At 69.0% G+C, this 14,179-nt stretch carries 12 protein-coding genes and 1 pseudogene; 9 read left to right on the top strand and 4 right to left on the bottom strand.

Annotated elements, in window-relative coordinates:
• On the top strand, nt 1-868 hold an 868-nt coding region (locus tag FPZ41_RS47070; protein ID WP_194236090.1), incomplete at its 5' end, for a hypothetical protein.
• A gap of 391 nt (nt 869-1,259) precedes the next feature.
• On the opposite strand, the gene FPZ41_RS14620 is transcribed toward FPZ41_RS47070, so the two are convergent.
• From FPZ41_RS14620 to FPZ41_RS14610, 3 genes are all read right to left on the bottom strand, one after another.
• Nucleotides 1,260-1,817 carry a TetR/AcrR family transcriptional regulator gene (locus tag FPZ41_RS14620; RefSeq protein WP_152862715.1) on the bottom strand — a complete coding sequence of 186 codons (558 nt, stop codon included), beginning with the start codon at nt 1,815-1,817 and terminating at the stop codon, nt 1,260-1,262.
• 10 nt (nt 1,818-1,827) lie between these two features.
• Nucleotides 1,828-2,409 (bottom strand): sugar O-acetyltransferase, encoded by a 582-nt coding sequence (locus tag FPZ41_RS14615; RefSeq protein WP_152862713.1) that lies wholly within the window; start codon nt 2,407-2,409, stop codon nt 1,828-1,830.
• A 219-nt stretch (nt 2,410-2,628) separates the two neighbouring features.
• Nucleotides 2,629-3,114, bottom strand: a complete 486-nt coding sequence (locus FPZ41_RS14610) for a VOC family protein (protein ID WP_152862711.1) — start codon at nt 3,112-3,114, stop codon at nt 2,629-2,631.
• Nucleotides 3,115-3,723: 609 nt separating this feature from the next.
• On the opposite strand from FPZ41_RS14610, the gene FPZ41_RS14605 reads away from it, so the two are divergent.
• The 3 genes from FPZ41_RS14605 to FPZ41_RS14595 all read left to right on the top strand — a co-directional run bounded on the left by FPZ41_RS14605 (nt 3,724) and on the right by FPZ41_RS14595 (nt 9,112).
• Nucleotides 3,724-4,605, top strand: a complete 882-nt coding sequence (locus FPZ41_RS14605) for a diacylglycerol/lipid kinase family protein (protein WP_152862709.1) — start codon at nt 3,724-3,726, stop codon at nt 4,603-4,605.
• A 258-nt stretch (nt 4,606-4,863) separates the two neighbouring features.
• Complete coding sequence (locus FPZ41_RS14600; RefSeq protein WP_152862707.1) at nt 4,864-5,379, top strand: DUF4232 domain-containing protein; 516 nt, start codon at nt 4,864-4,866, stop codon at nt 5,377-5,379.
• Between the two features lie 724 nt (nt 5,380-6,103).
• Nucleotides 6,104-9,112 carry a family 16 glycoside hydrolase gene (locus FPZ41_RS14595; protein WP_152862705.1) on the top strand — a complete coding sequence of 1,003 codons (3,009 nt, stop codon included), beginning with the start codon at nt 6,104-6,106 and terminating at the stop codon, nt 9,110-9,112.
• Between the two features lie 223 nt (nt 9,113-9,335).
• Here FPZ41_RS14595 and FPZ41_RS14590 read toward each other — a convergent pair whose 3' ends face one another.
• On the bottom strand, nt 9,336-10,016 hold the full coding sequence (locus FPZ41_RS14590) for a GntR family transcriptional regulator (protein WP_152862703.1): 681 nt from the start codon (nt 10,014-10,016) through the stop codon (nt 9,336-9,338).
• 110 nt (nt 10,017-10,126) lie between these two features.
• On the opposite strand from FPZ41_RS14590, the gene FPZ41_RS14585 reads away from it, so the two are divergent.
• The 5 genes and pseudogenes from FPZ41_RS14585 (at nt 10,127) to FPZ41_RS14565 (ending at nt 14,156) form a co-directional block, all read left to right on the top strand.
• A complete protein-coding gene (locus FPZ41_RS14585; protein WP_322620230.1) occupies nt 10,127-11,293 on the top strand; it encodes a mandelate racemase/muconate lactonizing enzyme family protein in 1,167 nt (388 codons plus the stop codon).
• A gap of 179 nt (nt 11,294-11,472) precedes the next feature.
• The gene (locus FPZ41_RS14580; RefSeq protein ID WP_152862701.1) at nt 11,473-12,816 is read left to right on the top strand and encodes a cation:dicarboxylate symporter family transporter; all 1,344 of its coding nucleotides are present in this window, start codon (nt 11,473-11,475) and stop codon (nt 12,814-12,816) included.
• Nucleotides 12,817-12,935: 119 nt separating this feature from the next.
• Nucleotides 12,936-13,203 (top strand): annotated as a pseudogene (locus FPZ41_RS14575) (NAD-dependent malic enzyme); the annotation flags it as partial.
• An 84-nt stretch (nt 13,204-13,287) separates the two neighbouring features.
• A complete protein-coding gene (locus FPZ41_RS14570; protein WP_152862699.1) occupies nt 13,288-13,782 on the top strand; it encodes a GyrI-like domain-containing protein in 495 nt (164 codons plus the stop codon).
• A 95-nt stretch (nt 13,783-13,877) separates the two neighbouring features.
• Nucleotides 13,878-14,156 carry a FadR/GntR family transcriptional regulator gene (locus FPZ41_RS14565; protein WP_322620229.1) on the top strand — a complete coding sequence of 93 codons (279 nt, stop codon included), beginning with the start codon at nt 13,878-13,880 and terminating at the stop codon, nt 14,154-14,156.
• Nucleotides 14,157-14,179 lie beyond the last annotated feature (23 nt).

The raw sequence follows: 14,179 nt of genomic DNA, 5'->3' as shown, positions 1-14,179 counted from the left end.
GCTGGGGCGGCTGGCGGACGGGGCCGGGATCGTCCCGGTGACCCGCGTCACCGGGACCGCCAAGCCGGTGACGGTGCGGCAGGCAGCCCAGTTCGCCCGCGCGCTGGGGGAGTTGGCGGTACGGCAGTGTGGCGGGCCCCAGCGGGTGGCCGCCCTGGCAGCCCAGGCACAGGCCGAGGGCGTGCCGCTGTGGATCGCGCGGCGGTTCGTGCCGGGGCCCGCCGGGCCGGTCGCCGTCACCGTCGACCGGCGTCTGGTGCGCGTGGATGTGTGGGGGCCGCACGCTCCCGTCGTACGCATCCGGGCCCCGCACGGCTTCCACCGCGATGCCGCCGAACCGTCCAAGGGCCTGCATCTGACCGTCGGCGACGTTCCGGCGGGGCTCAGCCTGAGGAAGAAGCTGCGCAAGTCCAAGAGTTCCGTGGAGGTGCGGCTGTCCGAACGGCACTGGGTGCTGCGGCGGGAGAGTGCGATCCGTTCGTGGCTGCTGTGCGGTGAGCGGCGTGTCGCCCTGCTGACGCGTCCCCCGCGTCGGCCGCATCTCGCGCCGGGCACGGTACTGCTGCCACTGGCCGATGTGCGGTACGAGAGCCCCGACCCGCTCGATGCCGTCATGGCACACGTCTTCGCCGTCGCCTTCGGGCTCGGGGACGCCACAGGCCTGGCGAGGTTCCGACCGGAACGGCGCCCGAGGGCGGACGGGGGTGAGCCGGTCGCCACTGACGCGGACTGGGACCGCCCGTGGTTCAGCAACCTCGGCACCGGCAGCGACGACAACGAGCCCGGTGGCGGCGACGGCTGGGGCTCGGACGGCGGCGACAGCGGGGACTCCGGTGGAGGCGACGGCGGGGGCGGAGGGGGCGACTGACCAAGCGTGCGGTAAGGCGCCAACCACCTGTCCGGGTGCCGGGTCTGTGCGTTCGAGTGGTCGCATGGGGAAGTAACTGTCGCTGCAGTGGACAGAGTTACGCCTCACGGTCGCTATGTCCCGCAGTTGCTTACCGTGCTCTTCACCAGCGACTGGACGACGTTCCGGCCGCGGCGCGACATCGACCTGCATGCCGGAGCGACGTTGATGAGCGGTGGTTTGCTGACTTGAGGCCGGGGTGGCGGGTGGTCGGCCATGTAGTTCAGCTGGGGCCTCGATGATCAGGATCATCGAGGAGTTCCCGAGCCCGGTGTCGGGGCCGGTGATCGTCATCCAGTGGGGGAAGCCCGTGGCGGTCGAGCCGCGCAGCGACGCCATGCCGCGCGGGCGGTCATCGGGACGGTTCACCGGGGGCGGTGATGCGGGTGATCGCTTCGAGCGTCAGGGAACGGTCGTGGGGCTGACGTGAGAGGGCGCGGTGCAGCGTCAGTCCCTCGATGAGCGCGTCGAGCTGGCGGGCGGTGTCGCGGTCGAAGTGCTTCTCCAGGTGGATACGGCTGTGGCGCATCCACTCGTCCGTGAGTTCCCGGTAGTCGGGCCTGCGGGCAGCGAGGGTGTACAGCTCCTGCGCGAGCACCAGGTCACGAGCGTCACCCTCGGAAAGCGCATGGACGAGATCGGCGACCGCTTGCCGGGCCTGGCCGGGCTCGGCCGGGGCTGACAGGTGGGCGTCGAAGACGGCGACGATGTGGTCGGTGAACCGGCCGAAGGCCGCGCGCAGCACGTCGTCCATACCGCTGAAGTGGTAGGTCATCGAGCCGAGCGGGACACCGGCCCGCGCGGCGATCTTCCGGTGGGAGAGGTGGCCGATTCCTTCCTCGGCGATGAGGTCGAGGGCGGCGTCGAGGATGCGTGCCCGGCGCTGGGGGTCGGTGTGTCCGGTGGCCATGAGCGCGGCTTCACAGACTCCGCACCACGCGGGCGGGGTTGCCGACGGCGACGACGTTCGCGGGTACGTCCTTGGTGACGACCGCGCCGGCGCCGATGACGGAGCTGTCGCCGATGGTGACGCCCGGCAGGATGATGGCCCCGCCGCCGATCCACACGTTGTCACCGATGACGATCGGCTGTGCCGCCTCCAGCTTGTCGCGCCGCGGCTGCGGCTCCAGCGGATGAGTCGGGGTCAGCAACTGGACACTGGGGCCGATCTGGCAGTCCTCGCCGATCGTGATGGGCGCGACGTCCAGGGCCGTGAGGTTGTAGTTGACGAAGGTCCGCGCACCGATCGTGATGTTGCTGCCGTAGTCGACGTACAGCGGGGGACGCACGTGCGCCTGTTCCCCCAGGGAGCCCAGCAGCTCCTCCAGCAGCGGCCGCGCCTCCTCGGCGTCCCCGGCGAAGGCGGCCTGGTAGCGGGCAGCCAGGCTCACGGCCCGCTGCAGGCGTCGGGCGATCTCGGGGTCGTCGGCGATGTAGAGGTCGCCCGCCTGCATACGTTCCAGGTTGGTGCGCGGGTCCTGGGCGAAGTAGTTCGTCGGCATGCACGGCACCCTACCCACAGAATGTACGAACGTACACTCTGGGTCGTGCCGGCTACCTCGGCAGTGGGCCCGGTCCATCCGAGCGATGTTGGCCACGGCGAAGAGCCTCGCGCCGGTCTCGGTGAGGCGGACGGGCTCGAAGGAGAAGGTGAGGACCCCCTGAGTAGGCACGATTGACCTGACACTCCGTCGGGTCGGCAGAACCTCCGGTCGGGCTGCCTACGGCGCGGCGGGCCGCACCTGTTCGGCAGTCTCCTGCGCGTCCACCATGCGCATGATCTCGCCGGGCTCGCGCGAGGTGTGTTCCTCGGTGGTGTAGAAACGCACCTCGTGGCCGTCGGGGTCATGGAGCATCGGCAGCACCCATCCACGCAGGCCGCGCCAGACGCCGCCGTGCGGCTCACCAAGGGCCTCCATGCGAGCGGCGAGCGCCTCGATCGCGGCGCTGTCGGGCACCGCGATCGCGAAGTAGTCGAAGCCGGCGGCTGCCTCGGCCCGGCCCGGGTCGAGCCGCAGCGCCAGGTCGGGTCCGCCAGCCGGATGGCTCAGCACGATGCCCATCAGCACCCCGTGCTCGACGAACTCGGCTGCCCGCCGGTAGCCAAGCGTGCGCCCGTACCATGCCTCGGAGCGGGCGAGATCGCGTACCGGCAGCTTCAGGTGGTGGACGCCGGCGAGGCTCGGGGTGTCAGCTTCCACGTTCATGGCTCACCTCGGGGCGGGTTGGCTCGCTACTCAGGAGTCGAGGTCGATCGTGACCAGCTTGTCCTTCTAGTCCAGCTTCCGCACTCGCTGCGGCTTCTTCACCTCCGTCAGCAGGCTGTCCAGCCCAGACATCACAGGGTCCTCAACCGCCACCACAGCCCGCCGAAGATCGACAACTCGACCCGCGACAGCTCCGCCATACGATCCGCCCAGGTCACCGCGCTCTTCAGAACGACCAGGGCTCAGCGCACGATCTGGCGCGGATGTTCCTCAAGCCCCGAACCGTCGGTTGGCTAGGACGAGAGCGAGTGGTAGGTGTGCCGGTCAGTCAAAGGCGGGCTGCGATGACTGGTAGCACGGAGGCGGGCGATGCCGACGAAGGTGTTGGTGGGGGCCCGGCCGACCGTCGCGGCAGGGTGCTGTCACACGGATCGTTCGGCACCGTAGTAGCCGTGGCGCATCCGGAACCTCATGGCGTCGGTGCCGTCTGCTTGGATGTGCCCGATCAACATTGACCTCAGCGGCCGAGACGGCACCGCGACCGCCCCGGCGACCGACCAGCCCGGCCCCGTCGCCCCGCACCACCTGCCACCGCCCGGAGGTTCACCGATGCGACAGTTCACGGCCGTCGTCAACCCCACCGCGGGCGGCTCCACCGCAGCGGCGGCGCTGCTGCACGTGGGCCGGCTGCTGCGCGAGGCCGGGGCGGAGTTGGAGATCGAGCACAGCCGCGGTCTGGCCCACGCCCAGGACCTCGCCCGTCGGGCCGGCGAGCGCGGCCGGGTGGTGCTCGCGGTGGGTGGCGACGGCATCGCCGGGTGCGTCGGTGGCGCACTCGGCGGGACCGGCGCCGTGCTCGGGCTGGTCCCCGCGGGCCGCGGCAACGACTTCGCCCGCACCCTGGGCCTGCCCACCGACCCTGCCACGCTGGCCGGGGTGCTGCTTCACAACGCCCCGCGGCTTGTCGACACCATCGAGGTGGAGTCGGCCGTCCACCGCGGCACCGTGGTGCTGGGCAGCGTGTACGCGGGCGTCGACGCGCTCGCCAACCGCCACGCCAACAACGCGCGGCTGCTGCGCGGCGCCGCCTCCTACTACGCCGGCGGACTGCGCGCGGTGACCACGTGGCGCCCCGCGGCCTACCGGGTCACCGTGGACGGGCAGCACCACACCCATCGCGGCTACACCGTGGTGGCCGCCAACTCCGCCTACTACGGCTCCGGTCGGGCCATCGCCCCCGCCGCCCGGGTGGACGACGGGCTGCTCGACATCGTGATGATCCGCGAGGCCCCGCGCCGGCTCTTCTTCGCCCTCATGAACGAACTGTCGACCGGCGCCCACGTCGACCGGCCCGAGGTGCGGGTGCTGCGCGGCCGGGAGATCCGTATCGAGGCCGACCGGCCCATGCCCTACGGCGCCGACGGAGAGGTCGAGGCCACCCTTCCCGTCACGGCCAGGGTGCGGCCCGGCGACCTCGCGGTGCTGTGCTGAGCCCGCAGCCCCGAGCCGCCCCTGACACGTTCTAAAACACCGCCTGGGCGACGCGGCCTGAACGGAACGTGCTGGTGGAACACCTCGCCGGAACGGCTGGTTCGCCGAGCGACCGCACAGCCGTGGCGCGAGCACCGGCTTCGGCGCGGGCAGCAAGTTCTGACTGTTGAACCGCCAAGCAGTGCAACCTTCCGCCGACTACGTGCATCCAACAAAGTGACACACATCCACCCATTCACCCGACAGGGGTGGTATGGCATGTTTCTCCACTCTCGATACCTCTCCCGGCGCGTCGCAATCGCTTCGGCGACGGCACTTCTCACGGGCGGCGCGGCGGCCGGCGCCGCCTGGGCCACAACCCCGGCATCGACCTCGGCCGGTCCGCGTACCTGCACGGTGAGCGACCTGTATGTGTCCATGGGACGCAAGGAGGGCGCCGCGGGCTCGCTGTACTGGCCGATCCGGTTCACCAACACCAGCACCACCAGCTGCGCCCTGCGCGGCTACCCGGGCGTCAGCGTCCTCGACACCGCCCATCACCAGATCGGCGCGGCCGCCACCCGCAACGGAGGGGCCGTGTCGACCGTGACGCTCACCCCCGCACACTCGGTGTCCGCGGTCATTCGCACCACCAACGGCCCCATCGGCGGGCCCTGCCAGGCCACCGGAACCTATCTGCGGGTCTATCCACCGGCCTCCCGCACCGCGGTTCTGGTGCCGGCCGCCTGGAAGGTGTGCTCCAACACATTCCAGGTCACCCCGGTCACCCCGTAGCGCACGACAAGTCGCCGATGGCCGGGGGCGATCACCCGACCGGCCACCGGTCCATGCGAAGCACAGATCAACGGAAGGCGCTGGAGGATCTCGCGGCTCGTGGCACAGGCGTGCTCGCCGACCAGCGACTCTTTCGCCGTTTCAGGCCAATGGCACGACCGCGCAGCCTCATGGTCGTGGCTTTCTCGCCAGCTCAGCAGGCCCGCCCGAACTGGCGGGCCGCTGATCTGGCGGGCCGCTGAACTGGCGGGCCGCTGAACTGCGGTCGGCAGGGACCCGGGTCTGGGTCACACCGTCGGTTCGGGATCAGCCGTGGCGCCCGGGTTGAACTCAGCGTTGAGCCGCTGGTGCAGCTCCTCCGCTGCCACCAGAAGTCGCTCCACGTCTCTTGCCGCGTACCCGTCGGCTTCCAGCTTCCCGCCGCCCCGGGTCAGGAGGTGGGCCAGCCCCAGGCTGGTTGACCCGAAAGAGCGAGTGCGCTGAACAGCGAGCCTCAAGATCGGTGATGTGCTCACGGAGCGCTGCCACGATGCCGGGCGCCGAGGACCACCCACATGCGGTATTCGCCGGCGGCATGGAGGCATCCCCGCCACTTTGAACTCTCCGATGACAAAGTGTGGACATGTCAAACGAAAGTCCTTACCTTGACGGCACAAGTTCCGCGCACCCGCAGCAGACCGGAGCGATATCCGGCACGGTCCGGTCCCCGCCTGATGGAGGACCATTGCGCCCACGTCTGTTCCAGCGTGCCCGAAGACACCTCATCCCCATCGTGGCCGGAGGCATCCTGGTCGGCGGCGGCCTCGGGGCCGCGCCGACGGCTTCCGCCGCTCCCTCCGACATCCCGCCGCAGGAACCCGGCATAACCCTGCGCGTGTTCGACGTTCAGACGCCCCTGAGCAAGCTGTGCACCCTGAAGCCCGGTCAGACCCCCAACCACGACAAGCTCATGCCGACGGTCGACTGGTCCTCGGCCGCCGACTTCGGCGGGTTCAGCGACAACTTCGTCAGCGAGGCGTCGGGATACCTGGACGTGCCCCGCGACGGCAGCTACACGTTCCGCCTCACCAGCGACGACGGCTCACGGCTGGCCATCGACGACGAGACGGTGATCGACCACGACGGGCTCCACGGTGCGGAGCCCAAGGACGGCACGGTCCATCTCTCCGCCGGCCTGCACCCCCTGCGCATCGACCACTTCGAGCGCGACGGCGAGCAGCAACTGCGGCTGGCCTGGAAGCCGCCCGGCGAGGACGACTTCTCGGTCGTACCTCGTGAGGCACTGAGCACCGACGCCGGTGTCGTCCGGGTCACCGCTCCCGGCCGCAAGGAGTGCGAGGCCAGCGGCGACTCCCCCGGCGACGGTCTGCCCCTCACCTCCGTACGACCCGACCTGACACTCACCGACCTGCGCCCGGACGGCTTCGAACCACAGGTCAGCGGCATGGACTGGCTGCCCGACGGACGCCTCGCGATCACCACGTGGGGCGGCAGCGACAACGTTGCCGGAGAGGTGTACCTGCTGGACAACGTCACCGGCCGGACCAGCCGGGACGAGGTCACCGTCAAGAAGGTGGCGAGCGGCCTCCGCGAACCCATGGGGATCAAGTACGTCGACGGTTCGCTCTATGTGTCGCAGAAGCATGAGCTGACCCGGCTCGTCGACAAGGACGACGACGATGTGACCGACGAATACCGCACGGTCGCCACCTGGCCGTACGGCAAGAACTTCCACGAGTTCGCCTTCGGTCTGCTCTACCGGGACGGCCACTTCTACGTGAACCTTTCCGTCGCCATCAACCTGGGCGGCGCCACCACGGTTCCGCAGCCCGCGCCCGGTCGCGGAGTGACGTACAGGGTCAGCAAGAAGACCGGGCGGATCAGTCCCGTCGCGGGCGGTCTGCGCACTCCCAACGGCATCGGCTGGGGACCCGACGGCAGCATCTTCGCCACCGACAATCAGGGCGGCTGGCTTCCCTCGTCGAAGCTCGTCCAGATCAAGCAGGACCGCTTCTTCAACCACTACACCGAGCCCTCGGGTCCCTTCGACGACTCCCCCGTCACCGAGCCGGTGCTGTGGCTGCCGCAGAACGAGATCGCCAACTCGCCCTCCACTCCGCTGCTCCTGAACAAGGGCAGGTTCGCCGGCCAGATGCTGTTCGGCGATGTCACCTACGGCGGCCTCCAACGCGCCTACCTGGAGAAGGTCAACGGCCAGTACCAGGGAGCCGTCTTCCGTTACACCCAAGGCCTCGAAGCCGGCGTCAACCGCATCACCATGGGTCCCGACGGAGCGATCTACGCCGGCGGACTGGGCGCCGACGGCAACTGGGGCCAGGAGGGCAAGCTCAAGTTCGGCCTCCAGAAGCTGACCCCGAACGGCAAGAACACCTTCGACATACAGAGCATGCGCGCCGTGCCCGGCGGCTTCGACCTGACGTACACCCAGCCGGTGTCCGCCACCACCGCCGAAGAACTGGCCAAGCACTACCGCGCCGAGCAGTGGCGCTACACACCGACCGAGGACTACGGCGGCCCAAAGATCGCCGAGGAAAGCCTTCCCGTGCGCTCGGCCACGCTCTCGGAGGACGGCCGGACCGTCAGGCTCCGGCTGGACGATCTGAAACCGGGACGCGTGGTGCATGTCCGCTCCCCGCGTCCCTTCACCTCAGCCTCCGGTGACCAGCTGTGGAGCACCGAGGCCTGGTACACACTCAACCGGATACCCGGAAAGCAGCCGCCTCCCGCCACCCGGTACGAGGCCGAGGAGGCACGCCTCACCGGCACGGCGGGCATCGACACCGACCACGCGGCCTACTCCGGCAGCGGCTTCGTCGACCGCTACTCCACCGAGGGCAAGGCGGCCACGACCTTCGACGTGACGGTCCCGAAGGCCGGCACCTACGACGTCAACCTGCGCTACTCCAACGGGCCGAACCCGTTCCAGGGGACCAAGTCCCTTTCCCTGTACGTCAATGGGGCCAAGGACCGGCAGACCAAGCTCGCCTCCACCGGCGACTGGGACACCTGGTCGACACAGACCGAGAGCCTGGACTTGCGCGCCGGACACAACGCCATCTCCTACCGGTTCGGCTCCGGCGACACCGGCCATGTCAACCTCGACCTGATCACCGTCCATCCGCGCGGAACCGAAGTCGACCTCTTCGACGGCACGGCGGCCTCGCAGGCCCAGTGGCAGCACACGGACGGCAGACGCCTGAAGTGGCCCCTCACGGACGAGAAGTCGATGGAGGTGTGCTGCGGCGACATCCGCACCAAGGACGCCTACCAGGACTTCCGGCTGCACGTGGAGTTCCGGGTGCCGCTCCTCCCGGACGACGTCACCGGGCAGGACCGCGGGAACAGCGGAATCTTCCTCCAGGACCGCTACGAACTACAGATCCTCGACTCCTACGGTGACACCTCGCCGGCCACCAACGAGGCAGGGGCGTTCTATCTGAAACGGGCACCCGACACGAACGAGGCGACGGCGCCCGAGACCTGGCAGACCTACGACATCGTCTTCCGCGCGGCTCGCTACGAGGACGGCCGCAAGGTCGCGGACGCCCGGGCCACCGTGGTGTGGAACGGAAAGAAGGTCCACGACGACGTGACCCTCGACGGACCCACCGCATCAGGCAGAGCCGAGACCCCCGCCGCGGGAGCGATCCGCCTCCAGGACCACGGCAACAAGGTCAGATTCCGCAACATTCGGATAGAGCCACTGGCCTGAGTTTCAGGGCGGGGTTGGCCGGTCTTCGAGGCCGGCCAACCCACTGCCGCATCCCCGATCCGCCGAGAGGGGTGACGGCGCGGCCGTCCGCCATGACGAGGCTGACCCGCCGCGCGGGGCCCGGCACACCGTCCTTGAGGAAGCGAGCGCCGGCGGACGGCGGCCGACCGTCACCGCCATCGAGCGGCGCCTCGGCATCCAGCACGCCGCCTTCCAACCGCCCCTACGCCGACGTGCCTTCACGGTCTTCGAGGGCGCTGATGGCGGTTGCGGTGAGGCTGTGCGTGATGTGGTCACGCATGAGCTGTGCGGCCTCGGCCGCTTGGCGATTGACGATGAGTTCGACCAGCTGGTGATGTTCTTCCAGGTCGCGGGTACGGGGCTCGTCCCCGGGCGGCAGTTCGAGGCCGAGGCGGCGGTAACGGTCGGATTTGTCCCAGAGGTCGTCCAGCAGACGGATGAGGACGTCGTTACCTGACGCGCGGTAGACCGTCTGGTGGAAGGCCCGGTGCGCGGTGAGCGCTTCCTCGCCCCACTGACGCGTGACGGGCAGCAGGTTGCGGACGGCTGCCCGCATGGCGGCAATGTCCGCATCCGTGCGGCGGGTGGCGGCGAGTTCGGCCGCGGTGGGGTCCAGGGAGAGGCGGACTTCGAAGAGCTGCCGCGCCTCGTCGGAGTTCATGGCGGAGACGCGGACGTCCCGGTGGGTCTCGACGGTGACCAGCCCCTCACTGCTGAGGCGCCGGATCGCCTCGCGCAGCGGTGTGATGCTCATGTTGAGGGACTCGGCGAGGTCGTACTGCGCGAGCCGTGAGCCGGCGGGCAGGCTGCCGGAGAGGATCTGACCGCGCAGCTCCGCGTAGGCGAGATCGCTCTTGCTCAGGAACTGACTCGGACTGCTCATCGCCCCCTGTGATCCCTTTCCGGGTGCTCACGCCCCTTGACAGCTCCCGTCTCGTCGGTTCAGCCTAACACCCGATACATCTTATAAGATATAAGAAAGAGGCCATCGGTGTGAAGATCACTAACGTCTACGAGGGGACCGTCCCGATCAGCTCCTCGATCCGGAACGCGTGGATCGACTTCAGCTCGATGGACTGCTCGATCGTCGCGATCGAGAGCGACGTCATCCGTGACGGCAAGCCGGTCGTGGGGTACGGCTTCAACTCCAACGGCCGCTACAGCGCCGGCGAGATCCTGCGCCGCCGCGTCCTCCCCCGCCTGCTGGACGCGGAACCGGCAGGTCTGCTGAACGAGCAGGGCGAACTGGACCCGGCCAGGGCGTGGGACGTCATGATGCGCAACGAGAAGCCCGGCGGGCACGGCGAGCGCTCGGTCGCGGTCGGGGTCGTCGACATGGCGCTGTTCGATCTCGCGTCGAAGATCGCGGGCAGGCCGCTGTACCGGTACCTGTCCGAGCGCTACGGCGACGGCGAGCCCGACGACTCGGTGTTCGTCTACGCTGCCGGCGGCTACTACGCCCCCGGCAAGACCATCGCCGACCTCCAGGACGAGATGCGCGGCTTCCTCGACCTGGGCTACGACGTCGTCAAGATGAAGATCGGCGGCGCCGACCTGGCCGAGGACCTGCGCCGCATCGAGGCCGTCATCGACGTTCTGGGAGGCGACGGCTCCCGGCTGGCCGTCGATGTCAACGGCCGCTTCGACCTGGCCACCGCCCTGGAATACGGGCGGGCCATCGAGCCGTACGGACTGTTCTGGTACGAGGAGATCGGCGACCCCCTCGACTACCACCTCAACGCCACGGTCGCCGAGCACTACACCGGCCCCATCGCCACTGGCGAGAACCTCTTCTCGCTCCAGGACGCCCGCAACCTGATCCGCTACGGCGGCCTGCGCCCGGACCGCGACACCATCCAGGTCGACCCGGCACTCTCCTACGGCCTGGTCGAGTACCTGCGCATCCAGGACATGCTGCGCCGGCACGGCTGGTCCTCGAGGCGCTGCGTCCCGCACGGCGGACACCAGTTCTCCCTGCACATCGCGGCCGCCCTCAAGCTCGGCGGCAACGAGTCCTATCCGGGCGAGTTCCAGCCCACCGGCGGCTTCGCCGACGACGCCGTCGTCGAGAACAGCCACGTCGGCCTGACCGACATCCCCGGCATCGGGTTCGAGGGCAAAGCCGCCTTCTACAAGGTGCTGCGCGACCTGCACAGCTGACCGGCAGCACGGCCGGCAGGACGGCTCCGCACAGCAGCGGGCTCCTGCCGCCGACCGACACAGCTGCGTCCATGCGCCACGTACGTCACCGGGGACGCGGGCCGCGTCGCGCCGCGTCCCCGGACACACCCCCCACGGGACAGGGCTACACACGATCGTCGTGCAAGGGAGCACCAACGATGACATCCACTACCGCCGCCGCTGGCCGCCCGCAGCGGTCACGGCTGAACCGTCTGATACGCGAACTGTGGTTCCAGGTCGTCCTGGCCGCCCTCCTCGGCATAGCCGTCGGAATCGCCGCGCCGGGGTTCGGCGAGGAACTCAAGCCGCTCAATGACTGGTTCATCGCTCTGGTCAAGATGATCGTGGTTCCGGTCGTCTTCTGCGTGGTGACGACCGGAATCGCCTCCATGGACAACCTGCGCAGGGCGGGCCGGATCGGCGTGAAGGCGATCGGCTACTTCCTGGTGCTGTCCCTGGCGTCCATGCTGATCGGGCTGGTGGTCGCCAACATCTTCCACCCCGGAACCGGCCTGAACGTCGATCCCTCGACCCTGAACTCGGACGACGTGCCCTCAACCGCCCAGGAGCACGTCACCTTCACCGGCTTCATCTCGTCGCTGATCCCCTCCTCCCTGCTGGGGGCGATCACCGGTGACGCGATCCTGGCCGCGCTCATGGTCTCCATCGTCTTCGGCGTGGCGCTGAACATGGCCGGCGAGGACGGTGCACCGCTGCAGCGCGGCATCCGGGCGCTGTCGGACGTCGTGTTCAGGATCGTGGGCTGGGTCATGCGTCTGGCACCACTGGGCACCTTCGGGGCTCTGGCCACGGTGGTCGCCACCTACGGCGCCGACAGCCTCAAACAACTCGCCTACCTGATCATCCTGTTCACCGCGACCTGCGTCGTCTACGTCCTGGTCGTGCTCGGCGCCATCATGCGCGCCTGCCGCTTGAGCCTGTTCGCTCTGATGCGGTTCCTCAAGGCCGAGCTGCTCGTCGCCGTGAGCACCTGCTCCAGTGAGGCTGTCCTGCCTCAGCTCGTGCGCAAGCTGGAGATCCTCGGCATCGGCCGGCCCGTGGTCGGCATCGTCATCCCCTCGGGGTTCTCCTTCAACCTGGACGGCTCCGCGGTCTACCTCACGATGGCCTCCCTGTTCCTGGCCCAGGCCCTCGGCATCGACCTGTCCTGGCAACAGCAACTCGTGATGGTCGGCGTCATGATGCTCACCAGCAAGGGCACCGCGGGCATCGCCGGCGGCGCGTTCATCGTGCTCGCCAGCACCGTCACCGCGGTCGGCGACATCCCCCTGGCCGCCCTCTCCCTGATCGTCGGCATCGACCGCATCCTCAACGAGGGCCGGGTCTTCATCAACGTCCTGGGCAACGCCGTCGCCACCATCGTGATCGGCAAGTGGGAGAACGACTTCGACGCCGACCAGGCCCGCTCCGTGCTTCATCCCGGCAGCACACCGCCGCCGTCAGCCGACGTCGGCACCGCCAAGGTAGGCGCCGACACCTGACCTGCCTGCCTCCCGCGTTTCCACATCCCAGCGGCGGTAGCTGCGTGCCCCACGTTCTGCCGCCGCTCCGAACAGACAGATCGCTCCAGACAACAGACAGATGGATGAGGACAGTCCGCATGTGCGCGCCCAGCGTCTCCTACTCGATCACCATTCGGCTCGAAGTCCCCGCGAGCGGCACCGCCCTCTCAGAACTGACAGCCACCATGGAGGCCCTGGGCGGCTCAGTGACCGCCCTCGACGTCATCTCCTCCGACACCGAACACCTCAGCCTCGACGTGACCATCGCGGCCACCTCCACCGCGCACGCCAACCAGATCGTCCAGCCGCTGCACCGCATCGAGGGCGTCACCCTCGGCAGGTCTCGGGGACCGTGCCTTCCTGATGCAACCGCCGGTGACCGAACGATGAGTTCTCGACGCGCGCCAGGTCTACACCTCCTCAGCAGCCGTGAAAGTGGATGGGAGCGACATGGGCAATCGTGGATCTGACAACGAGGCCAGTGCCTCGGAGCCGGAGCTTGTGCATCTGGAACCGGCGACGACAGCGGTCGTCCGTGCTGTCGTCCCGATGGCCGACCTGCGGGACTTCTTCGACGCTTCCTTCGGCGCGCTGGCCCGGACGATCGAGGTGCAGCGGATCACCGTGCTGAGCCCCGCCTTCGGTCTGTACCGCGGGTCGCCGGGCGAGACCGTGGACCTGGAGGTCGGGTTCGTCACGGACCGGGCGGTGCGGCCGGAGGCAGGGGTCGTGGTCGGTTCGCTGCCCGGAGGCCGGGTGGCGCGGCTGACGCACCGCGGGTCGTTCGACGGTCTCGGGTCCTCCTGGGAACGACTGCGCTCCTGGATGGGGGCACGGGGACTTTCCGTCGGAGAGGAAAGGTGGGAGACCTACGTCACGCAGCCCTCCCCGAACATGGACCCGCGTGACCTGCGTACCGAGCTCAACTGGCCGGTGACGGACTGACCGGCCTGCCGCAGGGATTCGAGAACGGGCTCCGGTGCTTGGACCCCTGCGGCCACCAATCAAACATGGGATGACCACATGTCCAGCAACTCGGGGTGGGGCGCAACACGGTCCGTGAAGCGGTGCGGTCCCTGGTGCGGATGGGGAAGCTGGAAGCCCGGCAGGGAGACGGCACCTATGTCCGTTCCCGCAGCGGTGTCGGTGCCGCTCTCGCACGCACGCTCCGCCACCGTGAGCTGCTGAAGGTGTACGAGGTTCGTGCGTCGCTGGAACGGGACACGGCCGGTCTCGCCGCCCGGCGCGCCAGTGATGAGCCCCGGGACGGAGCCGCTTCAAAGGCCGGGTCCGCGTCGCCGTGGCACGATGGTTCATGAGCATCACCCTGCTGAGGGGGTGT

The organism is Streptomyces acidicola (genome assembly GCF_009377235.1).
In the GTDB taxonomy this organism is placed as follows: domain Bacteria; phylum Actinomycetota; class Actinomycetes; order Streptomycetales; family Streptomycetaceae; genus Streptomyces; species Streptomyces acidicola.
Note: the sequence above shows the minus strand (reverse complement) of the source record. Positions and strands in the feature narration are given on the sequence as shown.

Excerpts from the sequence above, each read along its gene's own strand:
- FPZ41_RS14620 (WP_152862715.1), bottom strand. The coding sequence starts at position 1,817 with ATGGCCACCGGACACACCGACCCCCAGCGCCGGGCACGCATCCTCGAC.
- FPZ41_RS14615 (WP_152862713.1), bottom strand. The coding sequence starts at position 2,409 with ATGCCGACGAACTACTTCGCCCAGGACCCGCGCACCAACCTGGAACGT.
- FPZ41_RS14610 (WP_152862711.1), bottom strand. The coding sequence starts at position 3,114 with ATGAACGTGGAAGCTGACACCCCGAGCCTCGCCGGCGTCCACCACCTG.
- FPZ41_RS14605 (WP_152862709.1), top strand. The coding sequence starts at position 3,724 with ATGCGACAGTTCACGGCCGTCGTCAACCCCACCGCGGGCGGCTCCACC.
- FPZ41_RS14600 (WP_152862707.1), top strand. The coding sequence starts at position 4,864 with ATGTTTCTCCACTCTCGATACCTCTCCCGGCGCGTCGCAATCGCTTCG.
- FPZ41_RS14590 (WP_152862703.1), bottom strand. The coding sequence starts at position 10,016 with ATGAGCAGTCCGAGTCAGTTCCTGAGCAAGAGCGATCTCGCCTACGCG.
- FPZ41_RS14580 (WP_152862701.1), top strand. The coding sequence starts at position 11,473 with ATGACATCCACTACCGCCGCCGCTGGCCGCCCGCAGCGGTCACGGCTG.
- FPZ41_RS14570 (WP_152862699.1), top strand. The coding sequence starts at position 13,288 with ATGGGCAATCGTGGATCTGACAACGAGGCCAGTGCCTCGGAGCCGGAG.